The sequence below is a fragment of the Glaciimonas immobilis genome, from assembly GCF_011947285.1.
Lineage (GTDB): Bacteria > Pseudomonadota > Gammaproteobacteria > Burkholderiales > Burkholderiaceae_D > Glaciimonas > Glaciimonas immobilis.
The window spans coordinates 107,983-120,682 of the sequence record NZ_JAAOZT010000017.1 but is presented as its reverse complement, the minus strand read 5'-3'; the positions used below and the strand labels follow the sequence as shown (position 1 = coordinate 120,682).

General features: G+C 48.4%; 14 protein-coding genes. 12 read left to right on the top strand and 2 right to left on the bottom strand.

Annotated features, from left to right (window positions below; translation table 11 throughout):
- Positions 1-376 precede the first annotated feature (376 nt).
- The 8 genes from HAV38_RS20435 (at position 377) to HAV38_RS20400 (ending at position 6,968) form a co-directional block, all read left to right on the top strand.
- Positions 377-679: an ElaB/YgaM/YqjD family protein gene (locus HAV38_RS20435; RefSeq protein ID WP_168057240.1), complete on the top strand. Its 303-nt coding sequence runs from the start codon at positions 377-379 to the stop codon at positions 677-679.
- 101 nt (positions 680-780) lie between these two features.
- On the top strand, positions 781-1,344 hold the full coding sequence (locus HAV38_RS20430; RefSeq protein WP_168057239.1) for a ferritin-like domain-containing protein: 564 nt from the start codon (positions 781-783) through the stop codon (positions 1,342-1,344).
- Positions 1,345-1,522: 178 nt separating this feature from the next.
- Entirely contained in the window at positions 1,523-1,735 is a 213-nt protein-coding gene (locus tag HAV38_RS20425) for a CsbD family protein (protein WP_168057238.1), read from the top strand.
- Between the two features lie 163 nt (positions 1,736-1,898).
- On the top strand, positions 1,899-2,213 hold the full coding sequence (locus HAV38_RS20420) for a BON domain-containing protein (protein WP_168057237.1): 315 nt from the start codon (positions 1,899-1,901) through the stop codon (positions 2,211-2,213).
- 384 nt (positions 2,214-2,597) lie between these two features.
- Complete coding sequence (locus tag HAV38_RS20415; RefSeq protein WP_168057236.1) at positions 2,598-3,230, top strand: response regulator; 633 nt, start codon at positions 2,598-2,600, stop codon at positions 3,228-3,230.
- 326 nt (positions 3,231-3,556) lie between these two features.
- Complete coding sequence (locus tag HAV38_RS20410) at positions 3,557-3,979, top strand: response regulator (RefSeq protein WP_168057235.1); 423 nt, start codon at positions 3,557-3,559, stop codon at positions 3,977-3,979.
- 472 nt (positions 3,980-4,451) lie between these two features.
- On the top strand, positions 4,452-6,539 hold the full coding sequence (locus HAV38_RS20405) for a sensor histidine kinase (RefSeq protein ID WP_168057234.1): 2,088 nt from the start codon (positions 4,452-4,454) through the stop codon (positions 6,537-6,539).
- 243 nt (positions 6,540-6,782) lie between these two features.
- Positions 6,783-6,968 carry a CsbD family protein gene (locus HAV38_RS20400; RefSeq protein WP_168057233.1) on the top strand — a complete coding sequence of 62 codons (186 nt, stop codon included), beginning with the start codon at positions 6,783-6,785 and terminating at the stop codon, positions 6,966-6,968.
- 232 nt (positions 6,969-7,200) lie between these two features.
- Here HAV38_RS20400 and HAV38_RS20395 read toward each other — a convergent pair whose 3' ends face one another.
- A complete protein-coding gene (locus tag HAV38_RS20395) occupies positions 7,201-7,632 on the bottom strand; it encodes a universal stress protein (protein ID WP_168057232.1) in 432 nt (143 codons plus the stop codon).
- 505 nt (positions 7,633-8,137) lie between these two features.
- On the opposite strand from HAV38_RS20395, the gene HAV38_RS20390 reads away from it, so the two are divergent.
- Positions 8,138-9,493, top strand: coding sequence for an NAD(P)/FAD-dependent oxidoreductase (locus HAV38_RS20390; RefSeq protein WP_375791692.1), 1,356 nt, complete (start codon positions 8,138-8,140; stop codon positions 9,491-9,493).
- Between the two features lie 251 nt (positions 9,494-9,744).
- On the opposite strand, the gene HAV38_RS20385 is transcribed toward HAV38_RS20390, so the two are convergent.
- The gene (locus HAV38_RS20385) at positions 9,745-9,960 is read right to left on the bottom strand and encodes a glycine zipper 2TM domain-containing protein (protein WP_168057231.1); all 216 of its coding nucleotides are present in this window, start codon (positions 9,958-9,960) and stop codon (positions 9,745-9,747) included.
- A 425-nt stretch (positions 9,961-10,385) separates the two neighbouring features.
- Here HAV38_RS20385 and HAV38_RS20380 point away from each other — a divergent pair, with 425 nt between their 5' ends.
- From HAV38_RS20380 to HAV38_RS20370, 3 genes are all read left to right on the top strand, one after another.
- Positions 10,386-10,817, top strand: coding sequence for a hypothetical protein (locus HAV38_RS20380; protein ID WP_168057230.1), 432 nt, complete (start codon positions 10,386-10,388; stop codon positions 10,815-10,817).
- A gap of 366 nt (positions 10,818-11,183) precedes the next feature.
- Positions 11,184-11,468 (top strand): hypothetical protein, encoded by a 285-nt coding sequence (locus HAV38_RS20375; RefSeq protein WP_168057229.1) that lies wholly within the window; start codon positions 11,184-11,186, stop codon positions 11,466-11,468.
- A 556-nt stretch (positions 11,469-12,024) separates the two neighbouring features.
- Positions 12,025-12,690 carry a c-type cytochrome gene (locus tag HAV38_RS20370; protein ID WP_168057322.1) on the top strand — a complete coding sequence of 222 codons (666 nt, stop codon included), beginning with the start codon at positions 12,025-12,027 and terminating at the stop codon, positions 12,688-12,690.
- Positions 12,691-12,700: the final 10 nt, after the last annotated feature.

Below are 12,700 nucleotides of genomic sequence, written 5' to 3'. Positions count from 1 at the left end.
GCACGTTGACCTCCAAAAAGCTCACTGCTTGTTATTGTTGATAGTCCCTTTTACCTTTATTTTTTTAACGTAAATTGACCTCGTTGCCTTCTGCTCCGGTCCCACCGGTCACGTCCCGCTAAAGCCTCACGCTTAACCTTCCCGTTTGTCCTACAAAAAAATCAGCAGCTGTCCTATGTCGGGCAATATCCCTCGTTGCTAGAATTGTTACGTCACGTCAACGTTGGCCTATGCATTGGGCCGGTTTCCGGTCAAAGTCGGCCCGCGAAATGATGGGTACTAACTCTGATATTAAAATAAAAATTAGCACGCTAGCCGAAAGCTACTGCTAATAGTCAAAGCAATAACCAAAGAGAGACTATCAAAGAGAGAATATATGCAAAAAACTGCGTTAAAAAATGTTGAGAATGATTTGCAGAAGCTCGTTCGCGAAGCGCAAAAAGCTCTGCGTGAGGCCTCCTCTGAGTCGGGCGATAAAGCCAGTGCTCTTATCAATAAGGGGATCGGATTACTAGACGATACCCTAAGTAAAGCGCAGCAATTGCAAAGTTCAGCGATGGAGAGCGGTCGCGAAGTAGTGGCGACCACGGACGAGTACGTTCACGAAAATCCATGGCGCGTTATCGCCATTTCGCTCGCTCTTGGACTCCTTACGGGCGTATGCATCGCAAAAAAATAGGATGCTCGGACCGTCTGGCAGCAATCAGATTTCGCCAAAAAGCAGACCAATAGTTGCTCTTGATATTGGTCATTCAATTAAGTCAAAAGGATGGAAAATATATGAGCGACCAAAATGACAGCAGTCCAATTGCCAAACCTAAATTAACCACCGCAACACCTATTGATACCGCAGCCATTCGTGCCGCGGCAAACAAACTTGATGACGGTGCAGTGACGTCCGGCTATCAGGGGAACCGGGAAGAAGTCATCGCATTGCTGAATAGTGCTCTGGCTACCGAGTTGGTGTGTGTTATGCGCTATAAACGCCATTATTTCACCGCTAGCGGTATGGAAAATACAGCCATAAAAGCAGAATTTTTGGTACACGCGGGTGAAGAGTCCGGTCATGCGGACATGATTGCAGAACGTATCGTGCAATTGAACGGTAAGCCCGATTTCAATCCCGCAGGATTGAGGGAGCGAAGTCATGCTGAATATGATGATTCGGAAGATATTGTCAGTATGATTAAGGCCAATCTGATCGCGGAGCGTATCGCGATCGAAACCTATCGCCAAATGATTGAGCGCATCGGTGACACCGATCCTACAACGCGACATATGTTAGTTAATATTATGGCGGTCGAAGAGGAACACGCAGACGACATGCGGGATTTGCTCGGCTGACACGCCGCTGGCCCGCTTTGCCAGCCTAAAGCGGGCAGAGGGTTTGAGCGGATTCATTCGCTAAGTATTTGCGTAGCGGTAGTAACCCATCCGTTGTATGTTAATGCCCAACGTGCGATAAATCATTGTCACATTCAGGAATGCTACCAGAAATGAACCACCCTTTTAGGAGAACGTATTGAATTGGGACATTATTGAGGGTAATTGGAAACAAATAAAGGGTCAGGTGAAACAGCAGTGGGGTAGGCTGACTGACGATCATATCGATATGATTGCAGGCAAACGCGATGACCTGTCTGGAAAAATTCAGGAAGCTTACGGAGTCAATAAGGACGAAGCAGAGAAGCAAATCAGGGCGTTCGAAGAAAGCAGGAAGGACTATCGTCCCTGAGTCCCACCGTTTATTTTTTATAGGGAATATTGTAGTTAATCCTCTACGTGGTACATGGCCAGGTCAAGAAAACGGAACTAGAAAGTCCATGAAAACTAAAAAATGGTCTGGCAAGTTTTAAAATAATCACACACATCTTATTTTTTACGTTTGGGAGAAACATATGACATCAATCACAAAACGTTTTGCGGGTTTCTTTTTTGCGCTTTTTATGTTGTCGTTAGCAGGCTGTGCCTCGACAGCAACGCACGAAGGTACTGGAGCATACGTCGATGATGCCGTGATTACTACTAAGGTTAAAGCCGCCATTTTCAATGAGCCAACGTTGAAGAGCGCTGAAATTAATGTTGAAACCTTCAAAGGTGTTGTACAGTTAAGTGGTTTTGTGGCGGCTCGCCAGGATGCTGCGATAGCAGGTAACGTGGCCGCAGGCGTTAAGGGCGTTCAATCAGTCAAAAACGACATACGGCTTAAATAATGTATGCAGTAACGTAAGCCTGTGAGCTGGAGGAGGCATTATTTGAATGAGGTAAACCGGCGGACGAGTTCGATCAGGATGGACGCGCCGGGAGCTTCGTAAGAAGACTCCCGGTTCTTGTAAAAAGCAGGTGCAAATATAGTGGAATCGAGTGAGAGACGGATATTTGGTTGCTTATTGATTTTGCAGGGGAACGCTTTAATTTTTTCCTTTGTTCGAGCGTAATGACTTCCTGTTAAGTCCACCAGATTGCGCTAGAAAGGCAGCGTTGAAGGTCGACGAAATGTTCGATTAAAATTCCTGGCGAATGTTAAGGTCACACGGTAACCCGTAACCCGTAACCCGAACGTACACCAAAGTCCGTATACAGCGATTATTGAATCTATGATAAAAATATTGGTGGTTGACGACCATGCTGTGGTCCGCGCAGGCGTCCATTACTTTATTGCCGATGTGCCGAATATGGAAATAGGCGGCGAAGCGGCGAGCGCGGAAGAAGCGATTCGCCTGGTGCGCGCACAAGATTGGGATATCGTATTATTGGATATCGCAATGCCTGATAAAAGTGGGGTGGAGGTATTAAAACAGATTAAACGTGAGAAACCTAAACTACCTGTGCTCATTTTGAGCATGCATCCGGAGAGTCGCTACGCGGTGCAGGTTTTACGGAGCGGGGCAAATGGCTACGTTCAAAAAGAAGCGTTAGCAACGGAACTGGTGAAGGCGATTAATACTATATTAGAAGGGCATAAATATATTAGTTACGGGGTAGCGGAATTGTTAACTGCAGAACCTGACAGTGATGACCAAAAACCGTTGCATGAGTTATTGTCTGAACGGGAGTACGAGATTTTTTATAAATTAAGTCAGGGTGAAGGCGTCACCAAGATTGCCGATGAATTATGTCTTAGTGTTAAAACCGTGAGTACCTATCGTACCAGGGTGCTGCAAAAGATGAGTATGACAAGTAACGCAGACATGATTTATTACGCCATCAAGAACAATTTGATCGATTAATAGTTGATACTTAAAAAGTTGGTTGCTAAACTGAGGCTGAGTATTTCGGCGTTTCTGTAGCGAAATATGAGGAAGGAATTTTTGCGAAAAGTGTTAAGTTTTTTCCCGCGTTAAACAAAATATCCCAGCAACGGTTTTAGTCGCACTGCAAATCAAAATAGGTTAGCGCGGTTTATTTGCCAGCGCGGCCTGCTTGGTAATGCCGCTACGTTTGACGTACGTGCGGCATAAAAGAATGATTTGTATAACTTATCTCCCCTCGCCAAGAGGTTCATCTTAATTCTGTAAGTACCCTTATGGATGCTATTTGAAATCTGTGAAATGATATGAAAACTACTGTCGCTTTGCCGTCAAAAGAAGCCCGCACAGTGCCATTGCGTATTTTTTTGGTGGAAGATTCAACTGATGTCAGAGAGTGGATTATTGAAACCGTTGAAGGTATTCAAGGGGTGACGTTAGCTGGTTTTTCTGAGGAAGAAAACGACGCATTGAAGAAGATAGATGCAGAACCTTATGATATTTTGATTCTGGATATTGAATTGAAACAAGGTAACGGCATGAGTCTTTTGAAGACTCTTTCTAAATCGAACAAGTTTCTCGATAACCTCAAAATTATATTCAGTAACAACGTTAGTCAGGTGTACCGTCGCGCCGGCGAGCAATATGGTGTGCGTTTCTTTTTCGACAAAACATCTGAGTTCTCCAAATTACGGACGTTGCTCGAAGAACTTGGTTCGAACAGTCGATAAATCCTTCGTTCCACGTGCTTCTCTTGAGTTAGTGCCATAACGCGCCATCCTTTCATCCGGATCCCAACCCGCCGATAATAATCCAAGTATTTTGGCAGGTATTACCTGTGATGCTTTGGAGTTCATTTACAACGATTTCAGTGCCAAATATACTTGAATTTTATTGCATCTCTGAAATGTCAGGGTTATTTTGTGCTATACATGCCATCGTTAACTGACGAAATCTCGTGATGCCCTTTTGTTAACGTGTGAATTACTCTTGTGAATCGCTCATGCGACTTAGGCTAGTGACGTAGCGGGTGGATAAGCAATATTTACGGGACGGCAGCAAAAAAATATAAAACTATAGGTAGAAAAGTTATAGCTCATAACCCCACCATCCATACATCAGAACCGACACATAAGAACCGACAAATTAGAAGGGCTACTCAAAGGTCGCTTGATAACGTGCGGCGACATGGGCAGGAGATATATGAATAAAAAAAAGCTGGCCCATACAACCGCCCCAAGCGATGAGCGTGACGATCATCCTCATTACCATTACTTGCTAAAAAGTCGCGCACTGGAGCGATTTGCGCTCTCCGGGGTTTATGTGTCCCGCACAGTTGCAGCTGCAATAACGTTGACATTGGTGGTGATGGCGTTTGCCTTCATAGCACTGCTGGTGGCGCATTATGGTGTCATGGGAAAACACGTTTTGGGGGCACTCAGCGGTTTGCATCCCAATATCGTCATGGGGGTTTTATGCGGAGGCGCTAGTCTTTTATTGCAATGTGCACCGGGGGCCAATAGCAAGCCGGTCAAATTTCTGGCAAGAGCATTAGCGATGTTTATGTTATTGCCCGCGATGTTGGTGCTAGCGCAGCTGGCAACGGGTTCTTCCGGCGACTTTGATCAATTTATTTTATTTTTCCCCTGGAGTTCCAGCCCCAATTTTACCGGGATGCACCCTTTCACTGCAGTTGCCTTCGTCTTCTCCGGTTTGGCATTATTAGTCCTCGATTACCACACTACGCATCATCATTACCCCGCCGAATATTTGGCAAGTACGTTGATTTTCTTCAGCGCTATTCCCCTATTTGGGTATTTGTACAATGTCGACGTCATGAAGCAAATGTTATACGTCAGGCCAGTCCCGTTGGCGGTAACGCTGTGTTTTCTACTTTTTGGTGTCGCATTACTCATGTCGCGCCCCCGCCATTTATTGATGGGCATTATTACGCGTCAGGCACCTGGTGGACAAATGCTCCGCCGCTCGTTACCACAGATGCTGCTCCTGCTAGCGGTGTTGAACTGGTTAGCCGATTGGGGCGCGCGGCAAAGACTGTACGATTATAATTTGGTCGCCCCTTTACTGACGTTGATAGGTGGCGGTTTGTTTTTGTTTATATTCTGGCGTACTGCCGGTAACGTTGATCGTGAATATAGCGCACGTCTCAACAGTGCAGCTGAACTAGCGGAAGCAAGCGCCTTACTGATCGCTGTGAGCGACAATACCAACGACCCAATTTTTGTTAAAAACAGGACCGGCAATTTGATATTTGCCAATCCGGCCTGCTTAAGGCAATTCGGCTTGAGCTGGAGCGAAGCAAAGCTGCGCCGCAGCCGCGATCTGTTCTTGCGGCGTGAGGATGCAGATCGAATCGACCACGATGACGTTGAGATCATGCAAGCTGGCGTCTCTCACACCAAAGAACAAACGATATTATTCAAGACCGGCGTGGTGACTTTTCAGGTTACAAAAGCACCATGGTCGGACTCACAGGGCAAGATAATGGGCGTCGTCGGAATCGCCACCGATATTACCGAACGTAAGCAGGCTGAGGACTCGCTTAGACGTCGGGAGTCGGAATTAGAGCGCACCATTTTTCAACGGACCGCGATGCTACGCGATCTGACGAACCACATTGAAGATGTTCGCGAAGAAGAAAAGCGCGCGATCGCGCGCGAACTGCACGATAACATGGGTGCCGCACTTACTGCATTAAGCATGCATTTGGAGGGTGTTTATAAAGTTCTGCCGGATAGTGCCATGTGGGAAGAGCGCCAGCGTCGCATTCAAGATTTAATGCAATCTCTGGTAGCGACAACGCGCAGAATCCAAACCGAATTACGCCCAAATATGCTGGATCTGTTCGGACTGAAGGCGGCTATTACGGAGCAAGTCGAGGATTTTGGGCAACGTACAGACATAGTTTGCCGTGTGAGTTTGCCGGATGAAACCGTATCGATCAATCATAAAATCGAGATTGCCGTGTATCGCATGCTGCAAGAAATTCTCAATAACGTGGCCAAGCATGCACAGGCAAGCAAGGTTACCGTGGTGCTGGATGTTGATGAAGATCGCCTCGCGCTCACAGTGTCGGACGACGGAATAGGGATGTCACAAGAGCGTGTAGAAAATATGCATACCTACGGACTGCGGGGTCTGAAGGAACGCGCCAGCTTTCTGGGCGGACAGGTGATCTTCCAATCCGGTCACGTCAACGGAATCGGAAAGGGTACGATAGTCGAAATCCAGGTGCCGCTTAACGCGCGCGTTAATTCGTCAACCTTATGAAATGGCAGAAACGATTAAGAGACGTATCTACCGGTCCTCATAATTTCCTACATGATTTTAAGCGTATGTCTGATGGCATACAGCGCGCCCATTTACTATCCTTTGCGTACATTCAGGGGTTTGGATTTCGCGGCGGAAATTCTGCCGAGATCCTTTGTTTGTATCGGGCCAGGTTATATTCAGCTAAATGCATATTAGCGGCGCTGAATTCCCCTAGTGTAATTCATCACTTAGGAGTTGAAAATGAACAAAGATCAAGTTAAGGGCACTATCAAAGGAGCCGCAGGCAAAGTCCAGGAGACGGCCGGCAAAGTTACCGGAAGCTCTACTCAGGAAGCTAAGGGCGTGGAGAAGCAAATCTCCGGCAAAGTACAGAAAGGCGTCGGCGACGTAAAAGAATCTGTGAAAAGTACGCAAAAAGGGCGTTAATTGCCTATGCTTGCTTTGGTAGGTAAGACATAGTAACCGCTCGCATCAAGTCCTTACATTAATTGTGAGTGACCGATGCGAGCGATTTTTTTTACATTTTATTTGCAAAAAATGGCGAACACCCAAGTGAGAACAATTAACAATACTCAAACCGCAACGATTAGTCTGCCGTGAGGAAGTATGTCAAAAAAATTTCCGTCCCGTCTTGCGCGGTAGGACGTTAGCATCAGGTTTAACCGTCGGACGCTACTAATATACTGCACGGCACTTTCTCCACCAGCAGGCTGTCAGTCGAACCGCGCCACCATCGCAGCGCCAATGGCTTCTTGCGAGAATGGGCAATAATAACAAGATCAATACCCAGTTGTGTTACCAGATCGCTAATGACGTTTATCGGTTCACCACTCTCGAAATGTGTAATGACCTTCAGGCCGACATCGCTCAGCATTTTATGCCCGTTGGTCAATTCTTTTTCTAATAGCGCTTTTTCTGACGTAATAGCAGATTCTGCGACAAATTCTCCCGCCATCAAATAGGTGGCGAGGTTGATCACACCCAGTAGATGTACCTCGACCTCCGCGCCCGGGGCCAGGCGAATACAAGCGTTTAACGCGCAGCGACTTTCTGGTGTGCCGTTGTAGGCGACAAGAATTTTTCGGTACATTTTGCCCTCCGGTGGTGGTCGTTCCTTTATCATAGCCCAGACTGATAGCAGTAACCAGCCATCTATCCATAAGAGAACTATAGAGTCTGGGGGTCCTTCTGTGACCCGCCTCCGAAAGTTAAAGTAAAACTATGTGCACCGTGGAGTCATTTAAATGCGGACCATTGTCTGGGTTTTCTACAAAAATGTGGGATTTGAGATTCAGTTTATACCGATTCTGTTGCTTCTTTTCATTAATGACGTTAATAATAGGTTATGAACTGGTATCAGACCATGCGCGCCCTTTAGTCTTGCCCGTTTTAGCACGTTCCAGCACCATTACCATGTAACGCTAGGCCTTACGCAAAATTGTCCCAACAACGGGTTTCCACTGCTTCCCAAGCAAACAGCAGGTAAGTGTCGAGCTGGATTGGCGATAAGGAAAGTACGCCACTCGGGGGCGGTTTTGCGTAAGTCCTAAATTCGATGAACTGAAGAAGTAACGTATTAACTGAAGGAATATTTGATGTCGAATGAAATTGATAGTTTGGCGCTAGCGCAGGTTGCTAAAATGGCGGTAGCAAGTTCTCAGGAAGTCGTCATCGTCGGCGGTGGCGCGGGGGGGCTTGAGTTGGCCTGTAAATTAGGGCGCAAATTGGGGCACGGTCATGTCACATTGATCGACCGCACGTTATTTCATATCTGGAAGCCATCGCTGCATGAGGTCGCCGCAGGAACCCGCGACATTCATCAGGAAGGTTTGTCTTATCAGATGCTGGCCCATGATAATAACTTTCGCTTTATTTACGGTGCGATGACCGCTCTGGATGCGCCAAGCAGCACGATTACGGTGGATGCAATTAATGACGAGGCTGGATCAGAGATTGTCCCACCGCGTCAAATTGCGTTTGGCAGACTAGTGATTGCGGTCGGCAGCGTTTCGAATTACTTTGGTTTGACTGGCGCAGAAGAAAATACGATTTCGCTTAATTCAACGGCGGATGCGGAGTACTTCCGCAGACGTCTGCTTAAATTATTAGCGTTGGCTGATCTGAAAAAAGAACATACGCCTGACGCCGGGATTGACATCGTGATTGTGGGCGGCGGCGCTACCGGCGTCGAACTAGCGGCAGAGTTGCGCGAAGCTAGCGCCGTGTATACCGACTACGATTTTCCACGCTTGCATCCGGATAAGGACGTGCGCATTACTATTCTCGAAGGCGCCCCCCGGTTGTTGGCGCCGCTGCCAGAGCGGGTTGCCAACGCCGCCACCAAATTACTCCGGGAGCGCGACGTGCGCGTGGTCACCAATTGCCGCGTCGCCAGTATTGCCGACAAATTTGTCACGGACTCAAACGGTAATAATTATCCGTCAGATTTATGCGTCTGGTCAGCGGGAATCAAGGCACCGGATTTACTAAAAACTTTGGGATTGCCCGTAACTAATTCCGGTCAGTTGAAGGTTGACGGCGCATTGCGCGTCGAGGGGTGCCAACATATTTTTGCTTTGGGGGATTGCGCCGCGTCGGTCAGTGCCGACGGCCGCTTAGTGCCACCGCGCGCGCAGGCCGCCCACCAGCAAGCGGATTATTTGGTCGCATTGTTTATGCGTGAATCAAAGGGTCAGGTCGCCAGCAGCGCAACGTACGTTTATACCGATCATGGGTCGCTGGTCTCGTTCGGGAGAAGCACTTCAGTCGGAACATTGATGGGATCGCTGTCCAAATTGGGCTGGTTTGTTGATGGCTTTTTTGCGCGCATGATGTACACCAGCCTGCATCTGATGCATCTAAATGCGTTGCTTGGTCCTATTCGTACCGGGGTGACCGCTGCAGCGAGTAGCTTGATGAAACATGCTAAACCGTCTGTGAAGTTACACTAATCCAGATTGTATTAAAAATGAGGGATCTCTCGTAACAACTCCGTAGCGCCAGAGGGCGGTACGGAGTTGTTGATAATTTAATGAAGGCAATCGCCACTAGATAACTTATAGGGGCCAGGCAGGTTCACCGGCCCACCTATTTGCAGGACTTTTGCGTAAATTATAGGGCGCTTTATGTTCCTAGTATGTTGCTTTTATATCGCGCGTATGTTTCCTGTATGTTGCCTGTATGTCGCATTCATGTCGCCCCTTTACTTTCCGACCTGATTTCCGATAACGCCTCCCACCGCCGCACCGCCAACAGTGCCAAGCGCACTGCCGCCCGTAAGAGCAGCACCGGCAACGCCGCCCACACCCGCGCCCACGGCTGTATCCACACCCCGGTGTGTCATGCTGCCGCAACCACCTAGGGAAGTTACTAATGCTAAAGTAAGGGCACCGACTAAAATATTGTGTACGTTTCTCATAATGCATCCTTTAAGGGGTGAAATCTTACCGGAAACCGTCTCCCGATCGCGGTAGAGCCGAGCCGGTAAGAAGGATTACCAGCCATCCTATATTTGGCTTTTAAAGATGCCGCTGGAATAGGCCGACCGCTTATTTCTTTGTAGGACTTTTCCGGCAAGGCCTATCACTAGAAATTCTGTTGCCCTGTCCCACGTTAGGGGGTCACGCGTCAGCGATGTGAGTAAATGTACTCAATCGTAACTCTCGTGGTGTGAGTGTAATAGTCTGTGTCGGGTCAATAGATGTATCAATAACGCTGTTATAGTCATTTCATCGGATCGCTGTTTGGTTATTTCAATCTCTTCGGCGAGTGTTTTTGAAGCGTCAGCAATGCAGGCTTGTAAGCCAGTAGTGCGCTTAACTTCGATACTGAAAGGACTACCTCATGTTAACCAAAAAAGTGATTTTTTCTGCGCTGTTTATCGCTGCCGCAACTACAACCTCTGTTTCGGCGCTGGCGTACGATCAGGGTGTAAATCTAGTTGTAGGTGGTGTGGCCGGGGCCGCTATTGGTGGCGCATTGGGTGGCCGAAATGGCGCAATTATAGGTAGCGTGTTGGGTGCGGCAGTGGGCGCTTCGGCACGCGGCGGGGACGATCGCGGGTATGACCGCGGTTACGATGATCGGGGCGAATATTATCGTCAGCAAAGCGGATATTACGACAGACCGGTTCCTGTGTATGTGCGCCCTGAGCCGGTCTATTATCAACCAGCGCCTCAGGTATATTACCCACAGGCAAGGGGCTATTCACGGCCTGTTTATTATCAAAACGGCGGTTACGGGCCTCGGTATGAGGACGAGGATGATGACCGCTGATTCTTTGATGTCATCTGATGCAATATTGTATTAAGTACCGCCTCAATTACCGTTTAGAGCAACTACCGCATGTAGTGTTGCTTTAAGGACGTAAAGACAATGCCGAAAAGGGATCGCCCTCTTCGGCGTTGTTGCGTTCAGAAGAGTGTTTTTCCGTCGTGCGCCATTAATCTTGTACGTTCCTTTACTGTTTTGTATTTACCTTTAACGGCCAATCCTTGCCATTATTTATATTCAGAGGATACTTAAAGTCATGCACGGCTCATGTTTTAGGAGATGTGGCGCGCGTAGCAAGGGCGTTGTATATATCGATATTTACAACGCACATGGCGGTCAGCCAAAGCCGCTTAAATCTCATTGGAGGAAATGATGCCCGATATCAAGCCAGCTTCTCATCCAGTCGCTACGCCGGCGAAGAAGGAAACTTCCCACACTTCCCAAACTTCCCTTGCCTCGCCATCTTCCCGCCGATCGGTATTCGGCCACGCACTGGATGGCAGTCAACAACTCGATATTCTTGAGGAGCAGGTGTTTGCAAATGCGACAATGCCCGCTAAAGATCAGCCTTTGGTAACGGCTACCGAGCACGACAAAAAGCCACCGGAAGGATCGCCGGGAGCGCAGGGAGCTTCAGCTATCGGTGAAGATTAAATTGGTGCGGTTTAATCTCGCAACGGGCCAGCTGTGCATTTTCCAGTGAGGGATGAACAGCTACGCGCGTTCGTTTTGCCAGGATCTGCAATTGCGGCAGTGCCGCAATTGCGCGGCCAGCAGGTTATTTTGTCTGTTTTACGCCCCCAACGCGCTGCGCATTTGGGAATAACCGCCGTAGCATGCCCAATACATCGCACCGCTTTTTTAACGAATATTGATATACTTCCGCATTAGTTATGTTTGCGACGTTATTTTTTTATTGCCATTTGTTGGCATGCGGTAATGCCGCCATCCGGCAAAAGTGGGCGCTAACCCGCCCACGAGTTAACCTTGATGTCGGTAACAAGGCAGGCATTGGCAACGACGCAGATGACAACAGTTCGGGATACGTTGCGCAGCCACGTCTGCAGCGCCGCTCCATTTATAGTATGCAATCGTTGGAGAGGGGCAAACTATGTCATTTTTTTTGGTCCCACGATTACTTCGTGTCGGGCATGTAGTCCCATGTATCAACAAAAACGTGGTTTTACTTGGCATTGGCATCAGCATCGCAATGAGCGCGCACGTGGCTGCCGCAAATGTCGATAATTTGCCGGTACCGGACACTATCGGACAGCGCCTAATCGCCTGTACCGCTTGCCACGGCAAGCAAGGACGGGCAGCCAGCGATGGATACTATCCGCGTATCGCAGGCAAACCCGCAGGTTATTTATATAACCAGCTTATTAATTTCCGAAGCGGACGGCGTCAGTATCCAATGATGACTTATATGGTCGATCATATGACGGATGCTTATCTGCACGAAATTGCAGAGTATTTCTCCGATCAACATCCACCATATCCCGCCGCTCAGCGATTTACCTTGTCGACCATAGATTTTAAGCGCGGGCAAACGCTGGTTCAAAACGGTGACGTGTCCAAAAAAATCCCTGCCTGTATCGCTTGCCACGGCAACGCCATGACCGGTGTGTTGCCAGCGGTCCCAGGACTATTGGGTCTGCCGAGTGATTATCTGGTGGCGCAGATTGGCGCCTGGCAGACTGGCGTGCGTCATGCTGCGGCACCGGATTGTATGTCGCAGATTGCTAAGCGACTGAGCGCCGAAGATATTGGCGCGGTAGCCGGATGGCTGGCAGCGCAGCCCGTACCGGCAGGTGCAGCCGCCGTCCCGCCTTTGCTCACCAAACTTCCGCTTGCCTGTGGCAGCGTCCCGAATTAAGCGGAGAACA

Excerpts from the sequence above, each read along its gene's own strand:
- HAV38_RS20400 (WP_168057233.1), top strand. The coding sequence starts at position 6,783 with ATGAACAAAGATCAAGTTAAGGGCACTATCAAAGGAGCCGCAGGCAAA.
- HAV38_RS20380 (WP_168057230.1), top strand. The coding sequence starts at position 10,386 with ATGTTAACCAAAAAAGTGATTTTTTCTGCGCTGTTTATCGCTGCCGCA.
- HAV38_RS20370 (WP_168057322.1), top strand. The coding sequence starts at position 12,025 with ATGAGCGCGCACGTGGCTGCCGCAAATGTCGATAATTTGCCGGTACCG.
- HAV38_RS20375 (WP_168057229.1), top strand. The coding sequence starts at position 11,184 with ATGATGCCCGATATCAAGCCAGCTTCTCATCCAGTCGCTACGCCGGCG.
- HAV38_RS20415 (WP_168057236.1), top strand. The coding sequence starts at position 2,598 with ATGATAAAAATATTGGTGGTTGACGACCATGCTGTGGTCCGCGCAGGC.
- HAV38_RS20435 (WP_168057240.1), top strand. The coding sequence starts at position 377 with ATGCAAAAAACTGCGTTAAAAAATGTTGAGAATGATTTGCAGAAGCTC.
- HAV38_RS20405 (WP_168057234.1), top strand. The coding sequence starts at position 4,452 with ATGAATAAAAAAAAGCTGGCCCATACAACCGCCCCAAGCGATGAGCGT.
- HAV38_RS20395 (WP_168057232.1), bottom strand. The coding sequence starts at position 7,632 with ATGTACCGAAAAATTCTTGTCGCCTACAACGGCACACCAGAAAGTCGC.
- HAV38_RS20385 (WP_168057231.1), bottom strand. The coding sequence starts at position 9,960 with ATGAGAAACGTACACAATATTTTAGTCGGTGCCCTTACTTTAGCATTA.
- HAV38_RS20410 (WP_168057235.1), top strand. The coding sequence starts at position 3,557 with ATGAAAACTACTGTCGCTTTGCCGTCAAAAGAAGCCCGCACAGTGCCA.
- HAV38_RS20390 (WP_375791692.1), top strand. The coding sequence starts at position 8,138 with ATGTCGAATGAAATTGATAGTTTGGCGCTAGCGCAGGTTGCTAAAATG.
- HAV38_RS20430 (WP_168057239.1), top strand. The coding sequence starts at position 781 with ATGAGCGACCAAAATGACAGCAGTCCAATTGCCAAACCTAAATTAACC.
- HAV38_RS20420 (WP_168057237.1), top strand. The coding sequence starts at position 1,899 with ATGACATCAATCACAAAACGTTTTGCGGGTTTCTTTTTTGCGCTTTTT.